This is a genomic window from Microbacterium sp. 22195, from assembly GCF_052056515.1.
GTDB lineage: Bacteria > Actinomycetota > Actinomycetes > Actinomycetales > Microbacteriaceae > Microbacterium.
In genome coordinates this window covers 55,426-82,262 of sequence record NZ_JBQEPE010000008.1, presented here as the reverse complement: position 1 = coordinate 82,262, position 26,837 = coordinate 55,426, and the positions used below count along the sequence as shown (strand labels likewise).

Here is a 26,837-nt window from a genome sequence, read left to right as displayed (position 1 = left end):
CTCAGGCCTCGTCGCGAAGCTCGCCGTGGATGCGGCGCAGGTCCTCCATGAGTGAGCCGACCAGGATCCAGTGATCGGATGCCGGTGGACGCACCACCAGCGGGGTGGTCAGCGCCGGGATCGTCGAGGTCATGGCATCCGGCTCCGGGGCGACGTCGGCCGTCTGCACGGCGAGCCGCATGTCGTGCCCCGCGCGGCGCAGCTGATCGCCGATCGCCCGCACCGCGGGATCCAGGGCGAGGGAGTCCTCGTAATGGTCGATGTACGCGCGCGTCATGCCGATCACCTGAGTGACCACGGGGGAGATGCGCTCGAACAGGGCGCGCAGCGCGGTCAGATCGTCGCGGTGCCTCCCCCGGCGCGGGTTCAGGGCGAGCGACTCCTCGGCCTCCTCGAGCGAGGCCTCCGCGGCATCCTTCATCGGGCGCAGCAGACGCGCCTCGAGCATCAGCTCCTGCAGCTGCGGAACGCTGCGGTTCGCGGAGAGCGCCTCCGCGAGGCGGTCGAGTGATGCCGCGAGCTCGCGCCCCAGCATCCCGATGTCGCGCCGGGCGGGTGCGGTGAGGACCGGTGGCACGATCGCGATGTTGATCACGAAGCCGATCGCGGCGCCGATCAGGGTCTCGATGATCCGGTCGAAGGCGTAATCCGGGTTCGAGGCGCCCAGAGCCAGCACGAGCACGGCCGAGATCGCGACCTGGTTCCCCGTGCCGGTGGAGGCCCGCATCGCCCAGGCAGCCAGCATCGCGACGACGACGGCGGCCAGCACGACCCAGCTCTGCGCGCCCAGCACCACAGTCAGCAGCACCGCGATGATCACGCCGAGGATCACGCCGGCGCTGCGCTCGATCGCCTTCGACAGCGACTGGTTCACGCTCGGCTGCACGACCAGCAGGGCCGCGATCGCCGCGAACACCGGCAGCGGGCCCGGCAGCACCCAGCCCGCGATCAGCCAGGCTGCGATCGTGGCGGCCGCCGACTTCAGCACCTGCAGCAGCGGGGCCCGTCGAGCCGAGCGGAGCGAGGCGGGGAAGCGCATGCGTCAACGGTAGCCGGGTGCGGCGTCAGCCCGGCATCCGGTGTGGCCCGCCCGCCGTCGCTCCGCCGTGGCCGTGCGGGTCCGCCCGTTCGGGTGGCGCGGTCAGCCCAGGCGTCGGACGGAATCGCGCACGATGAGCGGCATCGGGACCCGCTCGTGCGCGAGCTCGGCCTCGCCGACCAGCATCTCGATGCCGCGACGAGCCATCTGCTCGTAGGGCAGGCGCGCGGTCGTCAGTCCCGGCCGCTGGAAGCTCGCCAGCTCCTCGTCGTCGAAGGAGATCACCGAGACGTCCTCAGCGACCTTCAGGCCGCGTTCGGCCATCGCCTGGTACACGCCGAAGGCGACGTTGTCGTTTCCGGCGACGATGGCGGTGCGGTCGGGGTGCGCGTCGAGCATGCGGTGCAGCTGCTCGTATCCGATCTCCGGGCGCCAGTCGTCGACGTCGACCCGCGCGATGTCGACCCCCGCGCGGGCGAACACGTCGTCCAGGCCGGCGAAGCGCTCGGCGATGGTGGCGGAACGACGCGGATCGCCGACGACCTGAGGGATGTCGCCGATGATCCCGACACGGCGATGCCCACGCTCCACCAGGTGCTCGGCCACCGCGGCGCCGGCCGCGTACTCGTCGGGGAGGACGTTCGGATGATCGGCGCTCGAGACGCCGTTGACGAGGACGACGGGGACGCCGTGGGGGATCTTCGGCACGTCGATCATGCGCGCCGCCATCAGGCCGATGACGATTCCGTCCACCCGGCGATCGGTCATCTCCTGCACGGCGACGGTCAGATCGTCGCTGCCGCCGGTCTCCGTGATGAGCACGGTCCGCTCGCGGGTCTTCGCGGCTTCGAGCACGCCGCGGATCATGCCCGACGCGTAGCGGGTGATCGTGACCTGATCCGAGATGAAGCCGATGGTTCCCGTGCGACCGAGCCGCAGGCTCTGCGCCGCGGGATTCGGTCGATAGCCGAGCTCGTCGGCGGCTGCGCGCACGCGTGCCGCCGCCTCCGCGGAGAGCCGGGAGCCGGGACGATCGTTGAGGATCATGCTCACGGCGGCCTTGGACATCCCCGAGCGCGCGGCGACATCGGACAGGGTTGGGCGCCGGCCGGGTCGCGGCTCCGACATCGTGTCTCCGTCCTGTCGCGACCTGCGGGCTGCGACTCGCAGCTCTCCTCCCACCATAGCGATTCGAGCCGACGGAGCCGAGGTTTGCTGAATTAATTCAGCAAACCCTTGCGTGCTCGTCGAACACGTTGTTAGCATGCAGTGCTGAATCAATTCAGCACCCGATCGAAGAGGAGCGACGAAGTGGTTGACATCTCACGGCGGATGATGCTGGGCGCACTGGGCCTGGGCATCATCGGCACGGCGATCTCCTGGCCGAGACTCATCGGCACGGACATTCCCGGGCGCGGAAGCGATGCCCTGACGGTCGCGTTGCTGGGGACGGCGCAGGATGCGGCAGCACGGCAGAGCCTGGTGGACGGCTTCCAGCGCAAGCATCCCGACATCCCGGTCCGGATCGTGGCGATCCAGGGCACGGACTGGGGCGACTACTTCGCGAAGATCCTGACCATGGTCGCGGCGGGCACCTCTCCTGACGTCGTCACCGTCGCGACGGAGGGTGCGCAGCTGTTCGCGTCGCGGATGGCGCACCCGCTGGACGACTACGTGCGACGCGACGCGGCGGAGATGCAGGACTACTTCGACGATGTGCATCCATCGCTCGTCGAAGCGTTCCTGTACCAGGGGAGCCTGTTCCAGCTCCCGGACAACTTCAATGCGGCCAACGTCTACTACAGCACCAAGGCGATGGACAGGGCCGGCCTCGAACGCCCTTCGGACCACTGGACCGTGGACGACTTCTTCGGCGTCGCGCAGGCGATGAAGAAGTCCGGGCAGTCGCCGTTCCTCCCGTACTTCTGGAACAACCGGCTCTGGGGCGGCGTCGTCCCCTGGCTCTACATCAATGACACGAGCATCCTCACCGAGGAGAAGGCGGCCGGCGGCGACTGGTTCTGGAAGCAGTTCTACCCCGACGAGAAGCCGCGCGGAGGCGGCTACCTCTGGCAGAACGCGGATGCACTCAACGAGCGCACGATCGAGAGCTTCGAGGTGCTGCAGCGCATGGTCTCCGAAGGGCTCGCGGCGAACCCGGCACAGGGAGGCGGCAACGAGCTCGTGGCCCTGTTCTCCCGCGGCTCGGTCGGCATGACCCCCGCAGGCGGATTCTGGGTCAAGGGCCTCGCCGACGCTGGCTTCGCCAACGACGACTACGACGTCTCGTTCTTCCCGAGGATGCGCAGCCAGCGGCATCAGTTCGGGGCGGCCGGGTACGCGATCATGGAGACCTCGCACCGCAAGGACGAGGCCTGGGAATGGCTGAAGTACTGCGTCTCGGTGGAGGGCATGCGCACCGCGCACCCGCAGCCCGACTCGTCGCTGACCCGTCGCTCCCTGAACGACGAGCTGTACGGAGCAGGCGTGGGCCCCGCCCATTGGAAGGTGTTCTACGACACCCTCGACAAGTTCCCCACCACGGGGCCGATTCCCGCCCCACCCCAGCAGGCCGCCATCGAGCAGGCCCTGATCAAGAACGTCGTCGGCACCATCACCAACGGCCGCAGCGGAGTGCGCGCGGGCCTGGAGACTATGCAGCGCGACCTCGAGCTCGCCCTGAAGGGACGCTGATGTCCATCACCACGCCCACTGCGGCCCCCGCGACCGCCGCCATCACCGCGCCGGGAGCTGTCGCCGGAGCCTCCAAGCGCGGAGGCGGACGCGCGCTCATCGCGGTCTTCCTCGCCCCCACCGTGATCGGTCTCGGGCTCTTCAGCTTCATCCCGATCATCGCCTCCGTGGTGCTGGCCTTCTTCCGCTGGGACATCATCACGGCACCCCAGTTCGTCGGTCTCGACAACTTCGTGAGGGCTGCGACGAACCCCACGATCCGGGTGTCGTTCCTGAACACCATCGGCTTCGTGATCGTCGCGGTCGCGCTCCAGCTCGCGGTCGCGCTGCTGCTCGCCGTGCTCGTGCAGTCGAAGATGCCGACCTGGCTGCGGGCCTTCTTCCGCTCGACGCTGTTCTTCCCGCTGATCCTGTCGGCCGCCTCGGTCTCGCTGGTGATGGCCTACCTGTTCAATCAGGAGTTCGGTCTGGTGAACCAGTTCCTCGGGCTGCTCGGCATCGGCAAGGTCGGCTGGCTGACGACCGGGATCGGGGCGAAGGTCGTCGTGCTGCTCGTGTACGTGTGGCAGAACTTCGGCTTCACGTTCCTGCTCTTCCTCGGCGGTCTCGCTGCCGTGCCTCAGGAGGTGTACGAGGCGTCGTCGATCGACGGCGCGACGGGCTGGGCGCAGTTCCGGCAGATCACTCTGCCGCTGATCAGCCCCACGATGCTGGTCGCCACGGTCATGGCCATCATCAACGCGCTGCAGATCTTCGACCAGCCGTACGTGCTGACACGGGGCGGCCCTGGCGATGAGACGCGCACCGCGGTGATGGTCATCTACGAGTCGGCCTTCCGGCAGCTCGACTTCGGCGGGGCATCCGCGATCGGCATCGTCCTGACGCTGCTGATCATGCTCGTCACCGGCATCCAGTTCCAGCTCAGCAAGCGTTTCGTCTTCTACGGGTGAGGCCAGACATGTCTACTCAAGCAGTTCTCCCACGCGGACGCGGCTTCGCCATCGGCCGCATCGGCACCTTCGTCCTGCTGATCGCAGCGACTGTGCTGACGCTCGGTCCGGTGATCTGGACCGTCATCACGGCGCTCACTCCGTCGGATGCGGTGACGCACACCACCTCGTTCGGGTTCGCGGCCTTCGCCGACGTCTTCGCGAAGATCCCGGTCTGGCTGTACATCTGGAACAGCGTGCTCGTCACGCTGCTCATCGCGGCCGGGCAGATGCTCAGTGCGGCGATGGCCGGCTACGTGTTCGCGCGGTACGAGTTCCGTGCGAAGAAGCTCCTGTTCGGGATGATCCTGGCGACCATGATGGTGCCGCTGCAGGTGATCATCGTGCCGGTGTTCATGCTCGTGCGCGGCATGGGGGTGGCCGACACGCTGCTCGCCCTGATCATCCCGGCGCTTCCGACCGCGTTCGGCACGTTCCTCATGCGGCAGTACTTCATGGGCCTGCCCGCCGAGCTCGGCGAGGCCGCGCAGATCGACGGCTCCGGCCCGTGGCGGACGTTCTTCCGCATCTACCTGCCTCTGGCAACGCCGGGGCTCGCGATCGTGGGGATCCTCGCGTTCAACTACCACTGGAACGAGTTCTTCCGGCCGCTGATCCTGACGATCAGCGAACAGAACTTCACGCTCCCGCTCGGTCTGGTCACCCTGCAGGGCAACCTCGGAACGGGAAGCGTGTCGACGGTGCTGGCGGGCGTCGTGATCTCGATGATCCCCGCGCTGATCGTGTTCATCTTCGGGCAGAAGCCGCTTCGCGAGGGCCTGACCGCCGGAAGCGGGAAATGAGGGACATGCACTTCCGCCCCGCGCACAACTGGATGAACGACCCGAACGGGCTCGTGTTCCACGACGGTCGCTACCACCTGTACTACCAGTACAACCCGAACGGAGCCGACCACGGCTTCATGAGCTGGGGACATGCCACCAGCACGGACCTGGTGCATTGGGACGAGCATCCGGTCGCCATCCGATACACGGACGAGCATGAGATCTTCTCCGGCTCCGCCGTGTTCGACGAGCACGACAGCAGCGGACTCGGCACGGAGGGCACGCCTCCGCTCGTGGCCGTGTTCACGCTCGCCGATCAGCCCGGCCGCCACCAGGCGCAGGGCATCGCGTCGAGCACGGATGGCGGCCTCACCTGGATGCCGTACCCGGGCAATCCCGTGCTCGACCGCGGATCTTCGGACTTCCGCGATCCGAAGGTGTTCCGCTATTCGGGACCGGCCGGCGACCACTGGGTGATGGTGGCCGTCGAAGCGCAGGAGCGCCGTGTCGTGCTGTACCGCTCCGACGACCTGAAGGCGTGGACCTACCTGTCCGACTACGGGCCGCGCGGCGCGACCGGCGGGGTGTGGGAGTGCCCTGACCTGTTCCCGCTCGCCGTGGACGGCGATCCGGACGACGTGCGCTGGGTGCTGCTGATCAGCCTCAACCCGGGCGGGATCGCCGGAGGATCCGGGACGCAGTACGTGATCGGATCGTTCGACGGGGTGCGCTTCGTCGCAGACGAACCCGGGCCTCCGGCCGCGCCGGTCGAGGGCTGGGAGAACTCGCGCGCTCAGCTCGAGGCGTGCGACTGGCTCGACCACGGGCGGGACTGCTACGCGGGCGTGACCTTCTCGGGCCTGGCCGGTGAGGACCGGATCCTCATCGCCTGGATGAGCAACTGGGACTACGCGGGACAGCTGCCGGTGGACGCCGAGCACCCGCAGCGCGGTGCCATGACCCTCGCGCGTCGGCTCTCGCTCTCCCGGCGAGAGGGGCGGGTCCGGCTCATCCAGGAGGCGATCGGCCCTGCCACCGCCCCGCTCGACCCGGACCCGCGAGGTTCGACCTGGCCGCGAGAGGTCGCGGAGGGGGCGACGCTCGCTCTGGACCTGGCACCGCAGGCGCGGCTGCGGTGCCGTCTGCGTCCCTCCGGGGGAGCGGATGCCGGTCTCGCGGCCGAGCTGCGATTCCGCGACGCGCGCGGTGTCTCGGCGGTTCTGCGCTTCGCCGACGGGGTGCTGAGCCTGGACAGGCGGCCGGGGTCGGCGGGCCTGCCCTCCGCGTTCGGAAGCGTGCAGCGCGTCCAGCTGGCGGCGCCGGAGCTCTTCGATGCGGAGATCTGGCTGGACGGCGCGGACAGCGGACGGGGGTCGGTCGAGGTGTTCGCCGATGGCGGGGCCGTCGCCCTCACCGATCTGGTCGGCACCCGGATCACGCGCGTGGAGCTGGTCGCCGTCGGTGACGCCCTGCTCGTGGACGAGTGGTCCGCCGAGGTTCCCCGCACGATGCTCGCGGGAGCAGAAGGGCGTCAGGCGTGACGCGGATCGCCGTCATCGGTGAAGCGCTCGTCGATGTCGTCGTCGGAGGACAGGCCCACGCAGGCGGCTCGCCGATGAACGTCGCGGTCGGGCTCACTCGCCTGGGGTGGCCGGCCGAACTGCATTCCCGCATCGGGGCCGATGAGTACGGGGACCTCATCCGTGCTCACCTCGCAGCGGACGGTGTTCCGCTCGGAGCTCGCACGCTGGTTGAGGGGCCGTCATGGGCCGCGTCGGTGCGCCTGGATGCCGAGGGCAGGGCCGAGTACGACTTCGCACTGCACGGGGAGATCCCAATTCCCGCGATCGAGCACTTCGCGCTGGTGCACGCGGGGTCGATCGGCGCCTTGCGCGAACCCGGATCGACAGCCCTACTGGAGGCGTTCCGTGCTGCTCCTGCACAGACGCTGCGGAGCTTCGATCCGAACATCAGGCCCGACGTGACCGGGCCCGCCGATGAGGCCAGGGCCCGCGTGCTCGCGATCGCCGCGGCGGCACAGGTCGTCAAGCTCAGCGATGAGGACGCCGCGTGGCTTCGTCCGGGCGCCGAACCGGATGACGTGCTGCGGGAGCTCGCCGACAACGGCACGCGCTTCGCCGTGATCACCCGTGGCTCGCAGGGCGCGCTCGCGCTCGTCGACGGCGTGCCGTACGAGCGTCCCGCCTTGCCGGTCACCGTCGCGGACACGATCGGCGCCGGGGACGCGTTCATGTCGGGTCTGCTGTTCGCGCTGCTCCGCGACGGCACCGATCGGCTCATCCGAGAGGGACATCGTGTCCAGGGCGGCGCCGTGCTGAGCGCCCTGGACACCGCGCTCGCGTCGGCTGCGATCACCGTGTCGCGCGCGGGAGCCAACCCGCCTCATCCCGAGGAGCTCGCGCTGAGACTCCAGCGGTGACGCGCAGGACCCCCGGGTCGCCCGACCGACGTCGTGGGCGACCACCCGGAGCCGAACGGTCCGCGCGTCCGCCTCAGGCGGTCGCGGCGCGCAGCGCGATCTCGATCATGTCGCCGAACGTCTGCTCGCGCTCCTGGGACGTCGTCTCCTCGTGGGTGACGAGGTGGTCCGAGACCGTGCAGATGCTCAGGGCGCGGCGCTGCCGGTAGGCGGCGAGCGTGTACAGCGCGCTGGTCTCCATCTCGACGGCCAGGGCGCCGTGCGCGACCAGCGGCTCGGTCAGCTCGGGACGGGTCGTGTAGAACTGGTCGCTCGAGTAGAGCAGGCCGACGTGCACCGCGGCATCCAGCGTCAGGGACTCCGAGGCCTCGACGGCCGCACGCAGCAGCGAGAAGTCCGCGACCGGTGCGTAGTCCAGTCCGTGGAAGCGCGTGCGGTTGATGCCCGAGTCGGTGCAGGCACCGTTGGCGATGATGATGTCTCTCATGCCCACGCGCTCGGTCAGGCCTCCGCACGAACCGACGCGCACGATGGTCTGCACGTCGTAGGAGTCGAACAGCTCGTTGGCGTAGATCGACATCGACGGCTGGCCCATGCCCGAGCCCTGCACCGACACGCGGTGCCCGTTCCAGGTGCCGGTGAAGCCCAGCATCCCGCGCACCTCGCTGTACAGCTGCGCGTCGTCGAGGAAGTTCTCGGCGATCCACTTCGCCCGCAGCGGGTCTCCGGGGAACAGGACGATGGGGGCGATCTCGCCGGGCGCGGCGCCGATGTGGGTGCTCATGATCCCAGGTTATGTCCCCGCGGAGTGGTTGCATGAGGTCATGGACGTGGAGCGGATGCTGCAGCAGCAGAGACGGATGCTGTGGGCGACCGCCGTCTGCTTCGCTGTGGGACTGCTCGCCGGCACCGTGGTGCTGTGGGGCGGGACGCGCCCGTTCAGAGGCGACGGCCCAGTGCTGGTCTCAGGCGGAGTGCTGATGCCCGTCGCCGTGGTCGCCGGGATCATCGCGGCGGCGGCCTTCGCAGTGAGCACCCGGATGCATCGGGCAGGTGAGACCGCGCCGATGCCCGCCTGGCAGGCGGTGGTCTCCGACATCAGCGCGATCGCTGTGGCTCTCGCACTCGTCGGGGTGGCCGGTCTCGGGGTGCTGCTGGCCGGAGAGGTGCTGGCGACCGGGCTGCAGGGCCTGCAGCTGCCGGCGCTGGGCGGAGGGGTGCTGGCGGGCGTGGCGTCGGCGCTCGGCGGGCGGTTCGCGTTCCGCACCGGCATCCGGCTGAGCACGCGTGACGTGGCCTCGCTGCTGTTCGCGTTCCTCGTGATCGGCACGCTGTTCGCCATGCTCACCGCCACCGACACGGCCTGGTGGGACCGCAGCTTCTCGCAGCTCGGGATCGGCGCCGGCGGCTGGGCGTTCAACGGCACCGTGATGATCGCGGGTCTGCTCATCGCGACGACCGGCTCGTACGTCGGTCGGGATCTGCATCGGATGCTGGGCGACACCGCCCTGCGCGGCATCGCCGTCGTCGTGGTCACGTGGGCGGGAGCCGGGCTCGCGCTCGCCGCCGTCGGTCTTCTGCCGCTGGATCAGGTGCCGGTGCCGCACGCGATCGCCGCGTTCGCGACGCTGGGGCTGATCGTGGCGGCGGCGATCATGACCACCGTGCTGATGGGGGAGCTGCGGATGCTGCGCGTGCTGACGATCGTGCTGGTGGTGCTCATCGCGATCGCGGTGCTGCTCGCCTTCGCCCTTCGGATGCTGTCGGTGGCCGCACTGGAGGCGATCGTCGTCGGACTGGTGCTGCTGTGGCTGTCGACGCTGGTCCAGCTGCTCGGCATCCTCGCCCCCGATGAGTCCCGCCCCTCGGCCCGACGGCGCCCGCTGCGCGCCTAGATGCGGCACCCTCGGATCAGCCCTGGCGGCGGACCATCTCGGCGATCCAGATCGGCGCGAACGGACTGGTGCAGTTCGGCGGGGTGGGGTAGTCGGCCAGCACCTGCAGGCGGTCGCCGATCGCGACGGCACGGTCGCGGAGCGCCGGGTGATGGATGCCGATGTACGCGAGCGTCTCGTTCATCGCCCACTGCTCGCGCTCGGGAGCATCCTTCAGCTCGCGCTCGATGCGGTCCAGCAGGGCGTCGAGGTCCAGGCCTTCCGGATTCTTCTGCACCCGCGCCGAGGTCAGCGACCAGTACGCGGCGCGGGCGTCGGCATCCGCATCGTCCGACCAGCGCAGCCGCAGCTCCTCGGCGAGGGGCGACTTCTTGGCGATGTAGTTGACCAGCCAGTCGTGCGCCTTCGCGCTGCGGGTGCTGCGCAGCATCCGGTCGATCTCGTCGGCCGACAGCTCCCTCGGCTTCGCGATCAGCAGAGCGAGCAGCTGCCCGGCCACGTCGTCGCTGTCCCAGAGGGAGCGAGCCAGGTCGGTCGACAACCCGATCCGCTTGGCGAGCCCACGCATCTTCGACAGGTTCACGCCGTGCGCATCGCCGTGGCGTTCGTTCACGGCCCGTGCCTTCGGGTCCTCCAGGGCCGCGAGCTCGGCCAGTGCTTCAGGGGCGGTCATCGACATGAGAACAGGGTAGGCGAGAGGGGCCTGAACCTCCTGTGGGATCGACGGGCCCCGGTTGGGGAATCGCCGATGCGAGGCGCAGATCCGGCTCGTTAGCGTGCGTGCACGGCACTGTTCGTGCCGACCGACCCGAGCACGGAGCTTCACATGTCAACGTCGACTGCAACACCCCGGATCCGTTCCGCTCTCTTCATCCTGATGCTGGCCATGGTGGCCGAAGGCCTCGACCTCGTGGTCGCGAGCTTCGTCTTCCCCCGCGTCATGGAGGAGTGGGGCACATCCATCGAGGACATCACCACCCTCGTCACCCTCAGCGTCGTGGCGGGCGCGGTGGGCGGCTATCTCGCCGGGCCGCTTGCCGACAGATTCGGCTGCCGCCCGGTCATCGTCGTCTGCGCGCTCGAGTTCTCGGCGCTCACGATCGCGACGGCGGCGGTGCCCGGGATGGCCGGCCTGATGATCGTGCGGCTCGCGGCATGCCTGGGGCTCGGGGCCCTGGTGCCCGTCGTGATCGCGCAGGTGTCCGAGCTCGTCCCCGGACGCACCCGATCGCACATGGTGAGCCTGGTGTGGTCGGGCGGCGCATTCGGGTTCATCCTCGGAAGCGTGCTGGCGGCCGTCGTGATCCCCGCCGCCGGCTGGCGCGTCCTCGTCATCGTGAGCGGGGTGCTCTCCATCGTGCTGGTGCCGTTCCTTCTCCGGGTGCTTCCGCGCCGCGCCGAGCGTCTCGAGGAGCCGATCCCCGCCACCTCCCATGCCGAAGCCGGCACAGCAGTGGGCACCCTGTTCACGCATCGTTACCTCGCCTCCACGCTGCTGACGTGGATCTGCTTCGCCGTGGGACTCGGCGTCGCCTACCTCATCGCGACGTATCTGCCGCTCATGGTCGAGCAGTACGGCCTGACCGCGGGCGTGGCCGCGCTGGTCACCGGGCTGTTCGGCCTGTGCGGACTGCTCGGCCAGCTCGGTCTCGGATTCGCGCTGAGGCGCTGGGACCCGCGCTCCGTACTCGCCGTGGTGTGGGGCGTCGGCACCCTCGGGATCGTGCTGCTCGCCGTGGTCGACCTCGGCATCGCGGGATTCCTCATCGCGATCTCGGCGATCGCCTTCACCATCGCCGGATCCAATGCCGTGCTTCCGACTCTCGCCACCGCCCTGTACCCCGCACGCGCGAAGGCGACAGGCGTCTCGTGGGCCAACGGAGCGGGGCAGATCGGCCGGCTCGGCGGCGGCTGGGCCGGGGGAGCCATGCTCGCTGCCGGCTTCAGCACCACGCAGCTGTTCCTGGCCATCGCGGTGCCGACCGTGGCCGGGATCGTCGGCGCGGTGCTGCTACGACGTGCCCGCCGGACGGCAGAAGGACCGGTGGATGACGCTGGCCTCGCGCCTGCGGAGAGCCCTATCGTCGCCGGGACCACCACGACCGAGGCGCGCGCATGAGAGCGCCCCGGGTGCTCGCGGAGGGTCGCGCGTCGACCCTCCGCGTCGGAGACCTGCTGTTCCGCACGCTGTCCTGGGGCCCCGAGGACGGGACCCCCCTCCTCGCCCTGCATGGCTTCCCTCAGCACGCCGCCAGCTGGGCGCGGGTCGCGCCGCTGCTCGCGGAGCAGGGGATCCGGACCCTCGCGTTCGACCAGCGCGGATACTCGCCGGGCGCACGCGTGCCGCTGGATCAGTACACGCTGGATGCCGTGGTCGGCGACGTCATCGGCATCGCCGATGCGCTCGGGTGCGACCTCCTGCACCTGGCCGGTTTCGGGCAGGGCGCATTGCAGAGCTGGGCGACCGCTGCGGCGCATCCCGATCGGATCGCATCACTGACCGCGCTGCGCTTTCCGCACCCCGCGGCGTTCGCGCGCGGCGTCCGCACGGATGCCGAACAGCGTCGAGCGTGGGATGCGCTGGAGAGCATGAGTCCGCCCCGCCCCGCCGCCGAGCAGCTGCTGCGCGATGACGCTGCCGCGTTGCGATCGTTCCTCGCGGGATCCGGGATGCGCCCGGAGCTCGTCGCGCAGACCACGGCGCGCCTGCACGACCCGGAGGTGCTCGCGGCGGCGGTGGCCTGGCATCTCATCCCGGTCGAGGAGATGGCGCAGGTCCCGCCGGTCACCGTGCCGGCGCTCTACATCTTCAGCGAGGGGCCAGCCCTGCTCCCGGCAACGGCCGAGCTCTGCGCGGAGTACGCGCAGGGCGGCTACCGGATGGTCGCGTTCGAGCAGGGCGGTCACTGGCTGCTCGACACCGAGGCCGAGCGCGTCGCGGAGCAGATCGGCCGGCACATCCGGACTGTGGAGGACGGAGGTGCGAGTGCCTGAGGTGGTGGTGTCGACGCCCTCGGGTCGTCTCGCCGGCCGCCAGGACGACGGCGTGCTCAGATTCCACGGCGTCCCCTACGCCGAGGCTCCGGTGGGGGAGCGGCGGTTCGCCGCGCCGGTGCCGGCGCAGCCCTGGGAGGGCATCCTGTCCGCGTCCGCGCCCGGCCCGATCGCTCCTCAGCCCCTCAGCCCCCTCGCCGATGTCAGCCGGGGAATGAGCGAGGACTGCCTTCGCCTGGACATCGTCACGCCGGCCGTCCCTGGTCGGCGTCCGGTCGTGGTGTGGCTGCACGGCGGGGGATACTTCGCGGGCTCCTCACTGGAACCGGACAGCGACGGGACCAGGCTGAGCGCGGAGCACGACCTCGTGGTCGTCTCGGTGACGCATCGACTGGGCATCCTCGGGTTCCTCGACCTCGAACCCGTTGGCGTGCCCGGCTCCGGCATCGCCGGACACCTCGACCTCCTCGCGGCATTGCGGTGGATCCGGTCGCACATCACGGCGTTCGGCGGCGATCCGGAGCGGGTGACCGTGGTGGGGCACTCCGGGGGCGGGGGGAAGACATCGATGCTGCTCAGCACGCCGTCCGCAGCGCATCTGATGCACGGTGCGGTGATCATGGCAGGGCCGGAGTTCGATCTCAACGATCCGTCGCGCGCCGCCGCGACGAGGATCGCCGTCGCCGACGCGCTGGGGCTCGAGGGCACAGCGGAGCAGCTCGCGGAACGGCTCCGGCGCGTTCCCGTCACCGACCTCCTCCAGGTGCAGGAGCACCTCGGCGCGGGCGCCGTCCCCGGCCCGCACAGCATGCGATTCTCGCCCGTCGTCGGACGAGACCCGTTGCCCCTCGCGCCGACCGCCGCCGCGAGGGCCGGCATCGGAGCAGGCATCCCCCTCATCATCGGCACGGCGCGCGACGAGTCGCACATCGCGCTCGGTGCCGATCCAGGGGCAGCATCCCGTGAGCTGCCAGCGGAAGCACTGCGCGGGCTCGTCGCGGATGGGCTGGACAGACCGGACGACGCAACGCGCATCCTGCAGCGGTACCACGAGCTGCTGCCGGACTCCCCGCCGGGAGAGCTCTGGCTGTCGATCGCCTCCGACCAGTTCCGGATCCGCAGCCTCCGTCTCGCCGAGGCGCGTCTGGCCGGCGGCGCGGCCGCGACGTACGTGTACCGCTACGACGTGCCCGACGCGGCGGGATCGGCCCCGCACGGTGCGGAGGTCGCGGCGTTCTTCGGCGGGACTGCGGATGCGGCGGCGTCGCACTGCCTCGCAGCCTTCGCCCGCACCGGCTCTCCGGGGCCTTCCTGGGAGGTGTACGAGGAGGAGACGCGGTACGAGCACCGATTCCGGGAGACGGGTGCGGCGGACATGCCGGACCCGGATGCCGAGCGTCGGCTGGCCTGGGACGGCATCGGCACCGGTCCCCGGTCTCATCCGTGGGCGAGACTGCTCGAACCCGCGGAGTAACCTGCATTCCACGACGAATCGCCCTTCGCCCGGGAGAGGCATGACAACGAGGAAGCAGACCGCGGTGCAGAAGGCGTGCGCCAGGGTCGAGGCAGGGATCGGCCCGCTGACGGCCTCCGCCACCGATCATGTGCGCGCCGAGCTCCCCCGGTACGCCCTGGTGCCGCTGGAGCTGCACCGCGGAACCGTGCGCGACACAATCCAGTCACTGCTGCACGCGCTCGCCGGGGAGGGCGGCTTCTCGGTCGAGGATGCCAAGGCGATCCGCTACGCGGCGATGCGCCGCGAGGGCACCGGCATCCCGGTCCAGGATGTCCTCGCCGCGTTTCATGTGGTGGGACGGGACGTGTGGGATGCCCTCGCGCATGTCGATGGGATCTCGGCCGGCACGCTGGTGCAGCTGGCCGATCCGCTGTGGTCATGGATCCAGCGGGCGAGTGCGCTGGTCGCCGAGACATCGGCCGCAGGCGGCGGCGCGCAGGGGCGTCAGGTCGTGCTGCGTCAGCGCCTTCTGGAATCCGTCCGTGCCGGCGACGCGGCGGAAGGCGAGGCCGTGGAGAACGCCCGTCGGCTGGGGTTCGTCCCCGGGGGCAGCTTCCGCGCCGTGTGCACTGAAGCTTCACCCTGGGTGGAGGGCGATCTGGAGCTGCTGCAGAGGGGCCTCGCGCGCCTGCCAGGAACGAATCACGCGGGGCTGCACGGAACGCTGATGATCGTGCTCTGCCAGGGCGCATCCCCGCAGGCGGTGGCCGAGGAGGTGCACCGGCAGCTGCCCGGCCATGGCAGCGTCGGAGTCGGCCTGGAGCGGCCCGGCGTCTCGGGGGCGGAGACCAGCATCGGCGACGCCGAACGGGCGCTGCGGGTCGCGTGGCCGGAATCCGTCTCGTTCTTCGAGCGTGCATGGCTGCACTCGGGCCTGGTCGATGCGCGCACGCGTCTCACGCCCCTCTACGGGGAGGCGAAGGCGATCGCCGCGGAGCATCCCGGTCTCGCACAGGCCGTGCGGGCCTTCGCGGATGAGGGCTTCAGTCTCGCTGCGGCCGCGGCGGCACTCCAACTGCATCCGAACACCGTCGCCTACCGCCTGGATCGCTGGTACGAGCTCACCGGACACGACCCGCGACGGTTCGACGGCCTGGCTCTGTCGATGCTGTCGATCGGGCCGCCGCGCTGACGCTTCTGAGGCGCTCGGCCCTGCCGACAGGGCTTGAACGCCGACGCGTTCTTGTTCTTCGTGGAATCCACGAAGAACAAGACCTGAAGAGCAGCCATCCGCCGAGGAACTCGGCATCCTCGTCCTCTTAGTGTCATCGAAACGACAGGCACGAGGAGGAGTCATGGTCGACGAGGTCAGGCATCGCGCATGCGGTTGCTGAGCGTGGGGCCCATCGGCGCCGAGGAGCCTTTCGTGCTCGTCGACGACGCCGGGGCCGACGGCCCGCTCTCCCCGGAGGCGATGATCGTGCCGCTGCGCCCGCTCGCCGCGCAGCACGGGATCCGGGTCGATCAGCTGAGCGACGTGCTGGACCGGCTTCCGGACCTCGCCGGCTGGCTGGCCGAGACCCACGTGCGCGACGGCGCGGAGCGTCTCGGCGATCGCCGCATCGGCTCCCCGATCCCCGCGCCGCGCCTCGTGGTCGGCATCGGCATGAACTATCCGGCGCACGCGGCCGGGCTCGACAGCCGCGTCGGGGATCCCGTCCTGTTCCTCAAGCCGCCGACCGCCGTGTGCGGGCCCTACGACGACATCGTCCGCCCGCCCGAGACGACTGCGCTGGACCACGAGGTCGAGCTCGGTGTCGTCATAGGGGCGGCCGCTCATCGGGTCCCCGCGGAACGCGCCCTCGCGCATGTGGCGGGGTACCTCGTGGCAGATGACGTCTCTGCCCGGGACATCGCCCTCGGGGCGGGGCTCGCGCACCCGCTCTCCCTGCAGCTCACCCGCGCCAAGGGATTCCCCACCTTCTGCCCGCTCGGGCCCTGGCTGCTGACGGCGGATGACGCGCAGTGCCCTGCCGACCTGCTTCTGGAGCTGAGTGTGAACGGCTCGGTGCGCCAGCGGGCACGAGCCGCGGAGATGATCACGGGCATCGCAGAACTCGTCGCCTTCGTCAGCGCGGGCATCCCGCTCGAGCCGGGCGACATCATCCTCACCGGATCCCCACCGGGGTGCGGATTCGAGCAGGATCCTCCGGTGTTCCTACTCCCCGGCGACGTCGTCGAGGCCGGAGTCACCGGGCTCGGACGCATGCGCACGCGCGTCATCGACGAGCCGGACCCATCCAGGCGAGAACCGCCGACCGTCAACCCGAGGAGCGCCACATGATCCGCACCGCACGCCCGTTCATCGAGGCGATCAACCCGTCCCGTCTCGCGCCGCCCGCGGGGCATTTCGACCGTGCGGTGCGGATCGGCCCATGGCTCACCGTCTCCGGCACCTCCGCGCTCACGAACCTCACCGGCCCGGTCGAGGAGCGGCGCCTGCCCGCCGACTTCCGCGCGCAGGCGGAGCTGGCCTTCGACAACATCGCCGTCGTGCTCGACGCCGTCGACGCCGGCTTCGAGCACGTCTACGAGATCCACGCGACCCTGGCGCGCGCCGAGGACTTCGGCACGTTGAACGACATCTTCCGCGAGCGGATCCCCGAGCGCGGCTTCGTGGGCAGCGGTTACGTCGCCGAGTTCCTCGGCCCCGGGATGCTCATCGAGGTCGAGGTCAGGGCCTACCTCCCGCATTTCGCCGACGACACCGTCCCTCCTCACCCGATCATCCCGAACGGAGCACACGCATGACCATCCACACCCTTCTCGGATCGCGCATCGTCGATCTGACCACGCCATTGGGTCCGTCCACCCCGGTGGTGCCCGTGCCGGAGCCCTTCGCCCCGACGGCCGCTCTCACCTTCACGCCGGTGAGCGACTTCGACGAGCATGGCCCCGGCTGGTCCTGGAGCGACATCACTCTCGGCGAGCACGCCGGCACCCACGTCGACGCGCCGCGGCACTGGATCAGCGGGCGCCACGGCCGCTCGGTCGACCAGATTCCGCCGGAGCGCCTGGTGGGTCCGGTCGGTGTGCTGGACTGCACGGCCGCGGTCGCCGAGAACCCGGGCTACCTCGTCTCTGTCGCCGACCTGGAGGGCTGGGAGGCGGAGCACGGCCAGATCCAGCCGGGCACGTGGTTCTTCGTCCGCACCGGCTGGAGCTCGCGCGGCGACGATCCAGCACGCTTCCTGAACGACAACGTCTGGCCCGGCCTCACCCTGAAGGCCGCCAAGTGGCTGGCGGCGCATCCGAACGTCTCCGGCCTCGGCGTCGAGGCGATCGGCATCGACGGCCTCGGCGCCGGACCGGATGGGGACGACGCCCAGGACGACCCTGGAGCCTTCGGCCCCGGCCACTACTACCTGCTCGGATCGGACAAGTACGGCCTGACCTCGCTGCGCAATCTCGACGCCCTTCCGGCGACCGGCGCGTGGGTCGTCGTCGCGCCGCTGCCGCTCGTCGGCGGCACCGCCGGTCCGGCTCGGGTGTTCGCGTTCGTCCCGGAAGGCGGTGAGGGGGAGTGAGCGTCCCGCAGGAGACCGCACCACTCGACCTGCTCGTCATCGGCTGCGGAGCGGGCGGGCTGACCGTCGCGGAGGCTTTCCTCGAAGAGGCGGAGCGCGAAGGCCGCTCACCGCGGGTCCTGCTCCTCGAACGGGCACCGCGAACCGAGCGCGGCGGAGCGACCCGATGGTCCTGGGTCAACGTGACCGTCGACAGCGAGGGGGTCGTCGATCCCGGCGTCATCGCGCGCATCCTGACCTCGCATCCCGATGTGGACGAGGACTACTTCCGGGTGATCGAGCGGGAGGGTGCCGCCACCGTGGCGTGGCTCGAGGAGCACGGCGTGCAGATCGCCCACCAGCGTCCGCCGTTCGCGATGGCGAACGACTACGGCGCGATGGTGGGTGGTGGCGCGAGCCTGGTCGAGGCCTTCTGCTCGCTGCTGGAGGCGCGCGACGGCGTGGAGATCCGCTACGACACCGAGGCCCTGCGCCTCACGACCGACGAGGAGGGGCGGGTCGACGGCGCGATCGTGCGCGGTCCGGACGGACTGACCAGTCCGCTGGCGGCGGATGCCGTGGTCCTTGCGACGGGCGGGTTCGAGGGCAGTCTGGAGGCCGTGACCCGCTATGTCGGCCAGCGGGCCGGGCAGATCCGCCACGTCGTCCCGGGACTGCGGTTCAACACGGGCGACGGCCTGCGGATGGCGACCGAGCTCGGCGCGGCGACGGCGGGTCAGTTCGATCGGCTGCACGTGCAGCTCGTCGACGAGCGGACGACCAAGCCCGATGCCGGCATCTTCGGCATCCCCTACGGTGTGATCGTGGACGGCCGCGGCCGGCGATTCGTGGACGAGGGCTCCGCGACGGCCGAGGCGCTCAACGCACCGCTCGCCTGGTCGGTGTGGCGCGACCACGACGCCACCGCCTCCTTCGTGTTCGACGCCCGAGCCGCCCGGATCCCGGGCTGGGAGTTCCTGAACCAGAGCGACATCGAGCCGTACCGGGCCGACACCCTCGCCGAACTCGCGGGGCTGATCGGCGTCGACCCGGCCGCGCTGGAGGAGGAGATCACGCGATTCAACGCCGCGGTCGGCGACGGCGACTTCGATCCCGGGGTGCTCGACGGCAGGCGCACGAACGGGCTGGACATCGACAAGACGAACTGGGCGCTGCCGATCGAGGAGGCCCCGTTCTTCGCGTACCCGCTGGCGACGGCGTCGACGTTCAGCTATGGCGGAATCCGCATCGACCTGCAGGGCCGCGTGGTCACGCCGCGCGGGACCGTCATTCCCGGCCTGTACGGGGCGGGCGTCGTCACCGGTGTCTGGTACGGCGAGTATCCCGGGGCGATGTCGGTGCTGCGCACCGTGACCTTCGCCCGACGGACCGGAGGCGAGATCGCGGCCGCGAGGATGCCCGCGCGCTGAGCGATCGGGTGGTCGGATCCGCCCGTCGGATCCGACCGCGGGGAGCGGATGCCGGCGGCACGGCGCCCGAGGGGGAGGCGCCGGGCCGCCGGACTCGACCCGCCGGACTCAGTTCGCCGGGCCGAGGTCCCGCATCGGCAGCCCGGCCTTGAGGTTGGCGGGCTTGACCTTGCGGCGCTGTCCGTTCACGATGACGACGACGTTCGACATGTTCGGCGCCCGGTCCGCCACGACGTCGTACGACACCACCCTTCCGTCCCGCCATTCGCAGCTCACCCGGTAGCCGCCGCGAGCGCGCAGGCCGGTGAACGAGCCCTTCTCGCCCCAAGCGGCGGGCAGTGCAGGCAGCAGGCGGATGGCGCCCTCGTGGCTCTGCAGCAGCATCTCGGCGATCGCCCCGGTGATGCCGAAGTTCCCGTCCAGCTGGAACGGCGGATGGTTCGCCCACAGGTTGGGCAGCGTGTTGTAGGTGAGCAGCCCGCGCACCATGATGCCGGCGCGCTCCGCATCGCCGAGGCGGGCGAACAGGCCGGCGCGCCAGGGCCAGGTCCAGGAACGGCGGCTGTCGCCCGAGACGGTGCCGGCGGTGAACGGCACGCCCTCCTTCTCGCCGCAGCGCGCCTTCAGCGACACCAGCGCGGCCGCGGCGAGCTCGGTGTCGTCCACGGTGATCTGCCGGCCGGGGTAGACGGCGAACAGGTGCGAGGTGTGCCGATGGATGTCCTTCGGATCGTCGCGGTCGGTCTGCCACTCCTGCAGCTGACCCCAGCTGCCGATCCTGTTCGGCGCGAGCCTGCTCTGCATGTCGGCCACCGTCGCCCGGTAGTCCAGGTCGACGTCGAGTGCCTCTGCGCAGTCGAGGTAGTTCTGGAAGAGGTCCCAGATGATCTGCTGGTCGTACATCACGCCGTCCTCGCGGGGCCCGTGCTCGGGCGACCATCCGTTCGGCGACACCAGCGTGCCGTCCGGGAGCGTCTTGAGGCGGTCCTCCCAGAACTCGCAGATCTCCTTGATCAGCGGGTAGGCGTGGTCGCGCAGGTATCGCTTGTCCTGCGTGAACGCCCAGTGCTCGTAGAGGTGCTGCGCGTACCAGGCGCTGGCGACGGTGTTCCACTCCCAGGAGTTGCCGCCGAAGATGCTCTGCGAGGTGCGCGCCGTCCAGCCCCGCACGTCGCCGAAGGCGTTCCGGGTGGCGACGCGGCTCGGCACGGCGACCTGCTCGATGAACGCCGCAAGCGCCTCGTGGGCCTCCGGCAGGTCGGCGGTCTCGGCGCCCCAGTAGTTCATCTGGATGTTGATGTTGGTGTGGTAGTCGCTGGCCCAGGCCGGCTGGTTGCTGTTGTTCCACAGCCCCTGCAGGTTGGCCGGCAGCCCGCCGGGCTTGGACGAGCTCAGCAGCAGGTAGCGCCCGTAGGCGTACATGGTCTGCTCGAGCGTCGGATCGGACTCGCCGGCGGCATAGCGGGTCAGCCGGCGCTGCGTCGGCAGCGCCAGCACCGCGTCCGCGGTGCGGCCCCAGTCCACCTTCGCTCGTGACATCAGAGCCGACACCTCGGCGACGTGCGCCGAGCGCAGCTCGTCGAAGGAGCGGGCGGATGCCGCGGACAGGGCCTTCTCGATCCCGGGCAGGGGCGCGGCGCCCCGCCATCCCTTCGCGGCATCCATCAGGTAGTCGGTGCGCGCATCGAGCAGCAGGGTGATCGAGGTCGCGCCGGTCACGCGGAGCCCGTCTCCCGCCGCCGCGACCTCGCCGTCCGTGTCGGCGATCTGCAGCACGGCCGCGTGGCTCAGCTGGTTCGCCATCGTGCCCGCGAACGACAGGCGGCGCCTCGCAGCATCCGCTGTCGTCTTCGCCTCCTGCGCCGAGACCATGCCGATGTCGGCGTTCAGCGAGCTGGCGCGATCGGTGGAGTATCTCAGCACGATGACGTCGGCGTCCCGCGAGGCGAACGCCTCGCGCAGCACTGTTCCCGCGGTGGTGGCGAAATGCGTGCTGTACGTGCCGTCGGCGATGTCGAGGGCCCGGCGGTAGTCGACGACCGTGCGGGCCCCGGCCGTGCTGAACGCCCCGGCGGTGAAGGCGATCCCGGCTACCCGGAACGCCGAGGGGCCCGTGAAGAGGATGCGGTACACCGCGTACGCCTTCGTGTTGGAGAACGTGAAGACGCGGGTCTGGCCGCGTTCGGCGAACGTCTCGGCGGTAGCCTGATGCAGAGTCGTCCAGGTGAGGCCGTCGTCGGACCCCGCGACCGTCCAGTCCCGCGGATCGCGCGCGGCGTCGTCGGCCGCGGACGTGAGCGCGTAGCCGGTGAAGGCGCGCTTCGTGGCGGACTCGACCTGCCAGCTGGCCCCCGACCCGACCTCGTCGACCTGCCACACCGTGCGGGCGTCTCCGTCGACGCTGCCCAGCAGCGAATCGGCGTGCCCGCTCGGAGATGAGACGTACCAGCCGTCCCCGCCGGTGAGCGCCACGCCCGCCAGGCCGATCTCGGACAGCTGGAAGTGGCTGACGCCGGCCTTCGGCACGAACACGAAGCGATAGTGCCGGTAGGTCCCCGGGTTCGCCACTGCGTACGTCTTGGTCTGGAACCGGCTCTCGAAGGGAGCTCCGGTCCGCGCGTCCAGCGTCGTCCAGGACGAGCCATCCGCGGAACCCTGGAACGTCCACTGCTGGGGGTCGCGGGCGGGGACGTCGTTCGCGCTGGTCAGGCTGTACGAGGCGACTTCGGCCGGGTCCGCCAGGTCGGCCTGCCAGAGCACCTGTGCGGGCGGGCCGTCGATGCACCATTTGGTGCGGGAGTCGCCGTCGTAACTGCGGTCGACGCCCTCCGAGCCCGAGGTCCGGTAGGGCCCGCCGGGTGACGTCACCGTGGTGGTCCCGCCGAACGAGACGGTCACGGTGCCGAAGTCCCGGTACGAGCCGAAACCGGTCACCGAGGTGTCGTAGGCGCCGTCGCCCTGGCCGGCGAGGGCGTTGTCGTAATCGTTCACGCCTCCCCACATGCTCTGCTCGTTGAACTGCACCACATCGGCGGTGGGGTCGCCGAACAGCTTCGCGCCGAGACGCGCGTTGCCGATGGGCAGTGCCTGCGACTCCCAGTCCTTCGCCGGTGTGCCGTACCAGAGCGCGTACCGGGAGAGCTGCGGCCGGGGGACGGCCCCGGCGGCCGATGCTGCGGAGTGCGGTGCGCCCACGGCGGCTGACGCCGGCCGGGCGGCGAGGAAGGTCGGAGCCAGTGCGGCGAGGGCGGCGAATCCGCCTGCCTGCAGTGCCTGTCGGCGGGAGATCGGAATGTCGAGCACGGATGCCTCCTGAGCGTCATCGATCGGGGAGTGATGCCCGAGGAATGAGGCATCGTGTGGCATTCTTACCCACCGAATGATCGGATGTCTAGGGTGATCGCAGATCGCATCCAGCCCCCGAGCCTGGTCTTCACGCCGCATTCATCCGATGCATGGGGCTCGAGTGCGCGCATCCGCCCCTGGTCAGGAGTGGTTTCGCCAAAGCAAGTGTTTGCGCTCTACAGAGAATTCATCTCTGGCGATTCGTCAACACGTTCTTCGCAGTGATAGCCAGAAGTCCAGGGTTGTTTCCGCAAACATCATCTGCGATCATCGTGACCGAACGCCGATTCGAAGGAGAACCAGGGTGAAGAGAACGCAACGACGCTGGGCGGGGGTGGGCCTGACCTGTGCGGTCGTCGCGGCCGGCCTGTCCGCCTTCAGCACCGCCCCCGCATGGGCGGCGGACGACGGACAGGTGGTGCTGCGCACCGGCGTGCTCGAGGTGCGAGCCTCCAGCGTCTTCCCGCAGGTGGTCCAGTACATCGATCGCGCCAGCGGCGCCGTCATGCGCGGCAATGACAGTGCGCTCACCTCGATCCAGATCAACGGCACCCTGCAGCCGGTCTCGGTGAGCTCCGCCCGGATCGACGGGAGCACGGTCGAGTACGTGCTCACCCCGACCGCCCTCGACGGCGTGCGACTCACGGCGCGCCTGAGCGTGAAGAAGAACGTGGTCACGCTGAAGTTCACCGACATCCAGGATCCCGGCAAGAAGGTCGCGACCCTGCGCATCCCGGGACAGAACCTCGTGACGGTCTCGTCGGCCGACGAGGGATCGGCCGTCGCGGCGGCGAACCTCTCGGTCGACCGTGCCGTCTCGGGCGACACCTTCATCCCGGTCACCGCGCAGACCCCGCTGAACGCCTCGCCGGTGTCGTCGAACACCGTCATCGCGAACACCGGACGGCTCGCGGCGGCCTTCACGACCAACGCCATGTACGACGAGTCCAGCGGCCCCGCCAACAAGGACTCCGGCAACTTCTGGCGCCAGGCCGTCAAGGACGGCGACGACGTCGAGGTCGGCATCTCGAGCGGCCAGTGGCTTTACCGGGCCAAGGGGGCGCCCGAGCCCGAGGAGCTGCCCTGGGTCAAGGTCGCGATCACCCCCGACGCGAACGGCGACGGCACCGTCGACTGGCAGGACGGCGCGATCGCGCTGCGCGACCTCCGCGTGGCGCCGTTCAAGGGTGATCAGACCCCCGACAACGTCGTCACGCACATCCCGTTCAACTTCGCCTCGCAGGCCACGCACCCGTTCCTGCGCACGCTCGACGACGTCAAGCGCATCGCGCTGAACACCGACGGGCTCGGTCAGGTCGCCATGCTGAAGGGCTACACCAGTGAGGGCCACGACTCGGCCAACACGGACTACGGCGACAACTTCAACGAGCGGGCAGGCGGACTGGACGAGCTCAACGACGCCCTCGCGGCCGGCAAGAAGTGGAACGCCTCGTTCGGCGTGCACATCAACGCCACCGAGATCTACCCCGAGGCGAACTCGTTCAGCGACGACATCATGAACCCGAAGTCGCCGGGCTGGAACTGGCTCGACCAGTCGTACTACATCGACCAGCGCTTCGACACGAACTCGGGCCGGCTCGACAAGCGCATCGGCGAGCTGGCGGATGCCACCAACGACAACCTCGACTTCGTCTACGTCGACGTCTACTACCAGTACGGCTGGCTGGCGAAGAAGATCCAGGAGTCCCTGGTCGACCACGGCTTCCGCGTCGGCTCGGAGTGGGCCGACAAGCTGCCCGCCAACAACACCTGGTCGCACTGGGCGAACGACGAGAGCTACGGAGGCTCGACGAACAAGGGCATCAACTCGAAGATCCTGCGCTTCGTGAACAACACCGAGGCCGACGTCTGGAACCCCGACCCGCGACTCGGCACCAGCCACATCGTCGAGTTCGAGGGCTGGACCAACCAGAACGACTTCAACGGGTTCCTGAAGAACGTGTGGACCGCGAACGTTCCGGCCAAGTTCCTGCAGCACCACGAGATCACCCGCTGGACGGACGAGGCGATCGATCTCGAGGACGGCGTCCGGGTCACCGGCACGGATGCGGCGAGCCGGTCGATCACGGTCGACGGCGCCGAGGTGCTGCATGGTGCGAACTACCTGCTGCCGTGGGCCTCGAAGGACGGCGGCGAGGTCGACAAGCTCTACCACTACAACCCTGCGGGCGGCAGCACCACGTGGACCCTCACGAAGGAGTTCGCGGGCAACGCCACCATGCAGCTGTTCTCGCTCGGCGACGGCGGGCGCACCAAGGTCGCCGACGTCCCGGTCGTGGACGGCAAGGTCACGATCGACGCGAAGGCGGGGCAGCCCTACGTGCTGGCCGCGGGCGCCAAGGCCGATGCCGGCAGCAGCCTGCCCAAGAAGGTGCGCTTCGGTGAGAGCACCCCCGTGGTCGACCCCGGCTTCAACGAGACGACGCTCGCCGCCTGGAACCCGGCCGGTGAGGTCACGATCGAGCGCGACGGCCTCGGCCGTCGCTCGGCGAGGATCGGCGCAGGCGAGGCATCCCTCAGCCAGCGCCTCGGCGAGCTGCCCGCGGGCGAATACACCGCCAGCGCGTGGATCGGCATCGACAAGAACAAGACCCGAGACGTGAAGCTCGGCGTCCAGGTGCCCGGCGGCACGGATGCCGGGATCGCGATCGACTCGTCGAACGCGCAGAACTACGTGGCCGCCGACGAGTGGCACGGCACCACCATGCAGCGCCTGAAGGTGCCGTTCACCGTGCCCGCCGACGGGACCCGCCCCACGCTGACGTTCAGCGCCGGTGCCGGCGACGCCGCCGTGCGCATCGACGACGTGCGGATCATCAAGGCGGCCGCCCCGAAGCTCGGTGACGGCGTCATCGCCCGCGAGGACTTCGAGGACGTCGACGCCGGATGGGGGCCGTTCTACAAGGGCGCGGCCGGTGGCAGCACCGACCCGCGCACGCACATCGCCAAGCGCAACGACTACACCCAGAAGGGATGGAACGGCCGCAAGATCGACAACATCCTGAACGGCGAGTACTCCCTCATGGCGCACGACGAGAACTCCGGCATCGTGTACCGCACGTCCGAGTACTCCGTGCCGTTCCAGGCCGGGCACCGCTACCGCGTGTCGTTCGACCACCAGTCCACCAGCGCGGGCGAGTACGCCTGGGTCACGGGGTACGACGCGGCGAACGGTCCCCGGGTCACGCAGCGCACGTCGATCGGCGCGGTGCACGAGACCACGCGTTTCGAGCAGGTCATCGACGCCAGCGCCTGCGGCGACACCTTCGTGGGCCTCGAGCGCACCGGCGGCGGCAGCGCGGACATGATCCTGGACGACTTCCTGGTCGAGGACCTGGGAGCCTACGACGCGATCCCCGCCTGCGCGCAGGTGAGCGGAGAGCTCGGTGCGGACGTGATCCAGCAGGGTGAGGCCACGCCGTTCACGACCACCTTCATCTCGGACGAGGGCGCCCCGATCTCGGATCTCGCCGTGTCGCTTGAGCTGCCCGAGGGCTGGACGGCCGAGGCCGTGACCCCGGCGACGGCGGCGACGCTGCCCGCCAAGGGCACGCTCACCACGAACTGGAACCTGTACGCGCCGGCGGACGCCGACGGCTCGTACGACATCACGGTCAAGGGCGCGTACAGCACCACGGTCGAGCCGATCGGGACGCGGACGGCGACGGGCACGGTGACGGTCAAGACGCTGCCGGCTCCGCCGACGAAGACCGTCTACGCCAGCGACCACGACTGGGTCACCTCCAGCAACGGCTGGGGGCCGGTCGAGCGCGATCTGTCCAACGGCGAGCAGGGTCAGGGCGACGGCACGCCGCTGAAGCTCAACGGGGTCGTCTTCGCGAAGGGTCTCGGTGCGCACGCGCCGAGCAGCGTGAAGTACTTCCTCGGCGGCAACTGCAGCGCCTTCACCGCGAAGGTCGGCGTCGACGACGTGCAGACGTCACGTGGATCGGTCGTGTTCTCGGTGAAGGTCGACGGCAGGACCGTCGTCACCTCGCCGCTGATGAAGCCGACCAGCGAGACGTTCGATCTCACCGCCGACGTGACCGGTGGCCAGTTCGTCGAGCTCGTCGTCGGTGACGGCGGCGACGGCAACGGCAACGACCACGCCGACTGGGCGGACGCCACGTTCACCTGCGCGCCGTGACGGTGGCCCGACGGGGCAGGTGAGTCGTGGGGAGCG

20 protein-coding genes are annotated in these 26,837 nt (G+C 70.0%); 15 read left to right on the top strand and 5 right to left on the bottom strand.

Features of this window, described 5'->3' with window-relative positions; genetic code table 11:
* Position 1: 1 nt before the first annotated feature.
* Together ACTJJ4_RS17575 and ACTJJ4_RS17570 are read right to left on the bottom strand one after the other, a co-directional pair.
* Positions 2-1,039, bottom strand: a complete 1,038-nt coding sequence (locus ACTJJ4_RS17575) for an FUSC family protein (protein WP_440944519.1) — start codon at positions 1,037-1,039, stop codon at positions 2-4.
* Between the two features lie 102 nt (positions 1,040-1,141).
* Complete coding sequence (locus ACTJJ4_RS17570; RefSeq protein ID WP_440944518.1) at positions 1,142-2,167, bottom strand: LacI family DNA-binding transcriptional regulator; 1,026 nt, start codon at positions 2,165-2,167, stop codon at positions 1,142-1,144.
* Between the two features lie 183 nt (positions 2,168-2,350).
* On the opposite strand from ACTJJ4_RS17570, the gene ACTJJ4_RS17565 reads away from it, so the two are divergent.
* Genes ACTJJ4_RS17565 through ACTJJ4_RS17545 form a run of 5 tightly spaced genes read left to right on the top strand, consistent with a single transcriptional unit; the run spans position 2,351 to position 7,947 of the window.
* A complete protein-coding gene (locus ACTJJ4_RS17565) occupies positions 2,351-3,733 on the top strand; it encodes an extracellular solute-binding protein (RefSeq protein WP_440944517.1) in 1,383 nt (460 codons plus the stop codon).
* Positions 3,733-4,683 carry a carbohydrate ABC transporter permease gene (locus tag ACTJJ4_RS17560; RefSeq protein ID WP_440944516.1) on the top strand — a complete coding sequence of 317 codons (951 nt, stop codon included), beginning with the start codon at positions 3,733-3,735 and terminating at the stop codon, positions 4,681-4,683. The genes ACTJJ4_RS17565 and ACTJJ4_RS17560 overlap by 1 nt, the downstream gene beginning before the upstream one ends.
* A gap of 8 nt (positions 4,684-4,691) precedes the next feature.
* Positions 4,692-5,525, top strand: coding sequence for a carbohydrate ABC transporter permease (locus ACTJJ4_RS17555; RefSeq protein WP_440944515.1), 834 nt, complete (start codon positions 4,692-4,694; stop codon positions 5,523-5,525).
* 5 nt (positions 5,526-5,530) lie between these two features.
* Positions 5,531-7,048, top strand: coding sequence for a glycoside hydrolase family 32 protein (locus ACTJJ4_RS17550; protein WP_440944514.1), 1,518 nt, complete (start codon positions 5,531-5,533; stop codon positions 7,046-7,048).
* Positions 7,045-7,947 (top strand): carbohydrate kinase family protein, encoded by a 903-nt coding sequence (locus ACTJJ4_RS17545; RefSeq protein WP_440944513.1) that lies wholly within the window; start codon positions 7,045-7,047, stop codon positions 7,945-7,947. Before ACTJJ4_RS17550 ends, ACTJJ4_RS17545 begins: the two co-directional genes overlap by 4 nt.
* A 73-nt stretch (positions 7,948-8,020) precedes the next feature.
* Here ACTJJ4_RS17545 and deoD read toward each other — a convergent pair whose 3' ends face one another.
* Positions 8,021-8,731: a purine-nucleoside phosphorylase gene (deoD, locus tag ACTJJ4_RS17540; protein ID WP_440944512.1), complete on the bottom strand. Its 711-nt coding sequence runs from the start codon at positions 8,729-8,731 to the stop codon at positions 8,021-8,023.
* Between the two features lie 40 nt (positions 8,732-8,771).
* Between deoD and ACTJJ4_RS17535 the strand changes: the two genes are divergently transcribed.
* Entirely contained in the window at positions 8,772-9,842 is a 1,071-nt protein-coding gene (locus ACTJJ4_RS17535) for a DUF998 domain-containing protein (RefSeq protein ID WP_440944511.1), read from the top strand.
* Positions 9,843-9,858: 16 nt separating this feature from the next.
* On the opposite strand, the gene ACTJJ4_RS17530 is transcribed toward ACTJJ4_RS17535, so the two are convergent.
* Positions 9,859-10,521: a DNA alkylation repair protein gene (locus ACTJJ4_RS17530; protein WP_440944510.1), complete on the bottom strand. Its 663-nt coding sequence runs from the start codon at positions 10,519-10,521 to the stop codon at positions 9,859-9,861.
* 147 nt (positions 10,522-10,668) lie between these two features.
* Between ACTJJ4_RS17530 and ACTJJ4_RS17525 the strand changes: the two genes are divergently transcribed.
* The 8 genes from ACTJJ4_RS17525 (at position 10,669) to ACTJJ4_RS17490 (ending at position 19,288) form a co-directional block, all read left to right on the top strand.
* Complete coding sequence (locus ACTJJ4_RS17525) at positions 10,669-11,961, top strand: MFS transporter (protein WP_440944509.1); 1,293 nt, start codon at positions 10,669-10,671, stop codon at positions 11,959-11,961.
* Entirely contained in the window at positions 11,958-12,836 is an 879-nt protein-coding gene (locus ACTJJ4_RS17520; RefSeq protein ID WP_440944508.1) for an alpha/beta fold hydrolase, read from the top strand. The genes ACTJJ4_RS17525 and ACTJJ4_RS17520 overlap by 4 nt, the downstream gene beginning before the upstream one ends.
* Positions 12,829-14,310 carry a carboxylesterase/lipase family protein gene (locus ACTJJ4_RS17515; RefSeq protein WP_440944507.1) on the top strand — a complete coding sequence of 494 codons (1,482 nt, stop codon included), beginning with the start codon at positions 12,829-12,831 and terminating at the stop codon, positions 14,308-14,310. The genes ACTJJ4_RS17520 and ACTJJ4_RS17515 overlap by 8 nt, the downstream gene beginning before the upstream one ends.
* A gap of 40 nt (positions 14,311-14,350) precedes the next feature.
* Positions 14,351-15,484: a PucR family transcriptional regulator gene (locus tag ACTJJ4_RS17510; protein ID WP_440944506.1), complete on the top strand. Its 1,134-nt coding sequence runs from the start codon at positions 14,351-14,353 to the stop codon at positions 15,482-15,484.
* 189 nt (positions 15,485-15,673) lie between these two features.
* Complete coding sequence (locus ACTJJ4_RS17505) at positions 15,674-16,636, top strand: fumarylacetoacetate hydrolase family protein (RefSeq protein WP_440944505.1); 963 nt, start codon at positions 15,674-15,676, stop codon at positions 16,634-16,636.
* A complete protein-coding gene (locus ACTJJ4_RS17500) occupies positions 16,633-17,103 on the top strand; it encodes a RidA family protein (RefSeq protein WP_440944504.1) in 471 nt (156 codons plus the stop codon). Before ACTJJ4_RS17505 ends, ACTJJ4_RS17500 begins: the two co-directional genes overlap by 4 nt.
* The gene (locus ACTJJ4_RS17495) at positions 17,100-17,879 is read left to right on the top strand and encodes a cyclase family protein (RefSeq protein ID WP_440944503.1); all 780 of its coding nucleotides are present in this window, start codon (positions 17,100-17,102) and stop codon (positions 17,877-17,879) included. The genes ACTJJ4_RS17500 and ACTJJ4_RS17495 overlap by 4 nt, the downstream gene beginning before the upstream one ends.
* Entirely contained in the window at positions 17,876-19,288 is a 1,413-nt protein-coding gene (locus ACTJJ4_RS17490; protein WP_440944502.1) for an FAD-binding protein, read from the top strand. Before ACTJJ4_RS17495 ends, ACTJJ4_RS17490 begins: the two co-directional genes overlap by 4 nt.
* 108 nt (positions 19,289-19,396) lie before the next feature.
* Here ACTJJ4_RS17490 and ACTJJ4_RS17485 read toward each other — a convergent pair whose 3' ends face one another.
* The gene (locus ACTJJ4_RS17485) at positions 19,397-22,591 is read right to left on the bottom strand and encodes a glycosyl hydrolase family 95 catalytic domain-containing protein (protein WP_440944501.1); all 3,195 of its coding nucleotides are present in this window, start codon (positions 22,589-22,591) and stop codon (positions 19,397-19,399) included.
* A 346-nt stretch (positions 22,592-22,937) separates the two neighbouring features.
* On the opposite strand from ACTJJ4_RS17485, the gene ACTJJ4_RS17480 reads away from it, so the two are divergent.
* On the top strand, positions 22,938-26,801 hold the full coding sequence (locus ACTJJ4_RS17480) for an endo-alpha-N-acetylgalactosaminidase family protein (protein ID WP_440944500.1): 3,864 nt from the start codon (positions 22,938-22,940) through the stop codon (positions 26,799-26,801).
* The last annotated feature ends 36 nt before the right edge of the window (positions 26,802-26,837 follow it).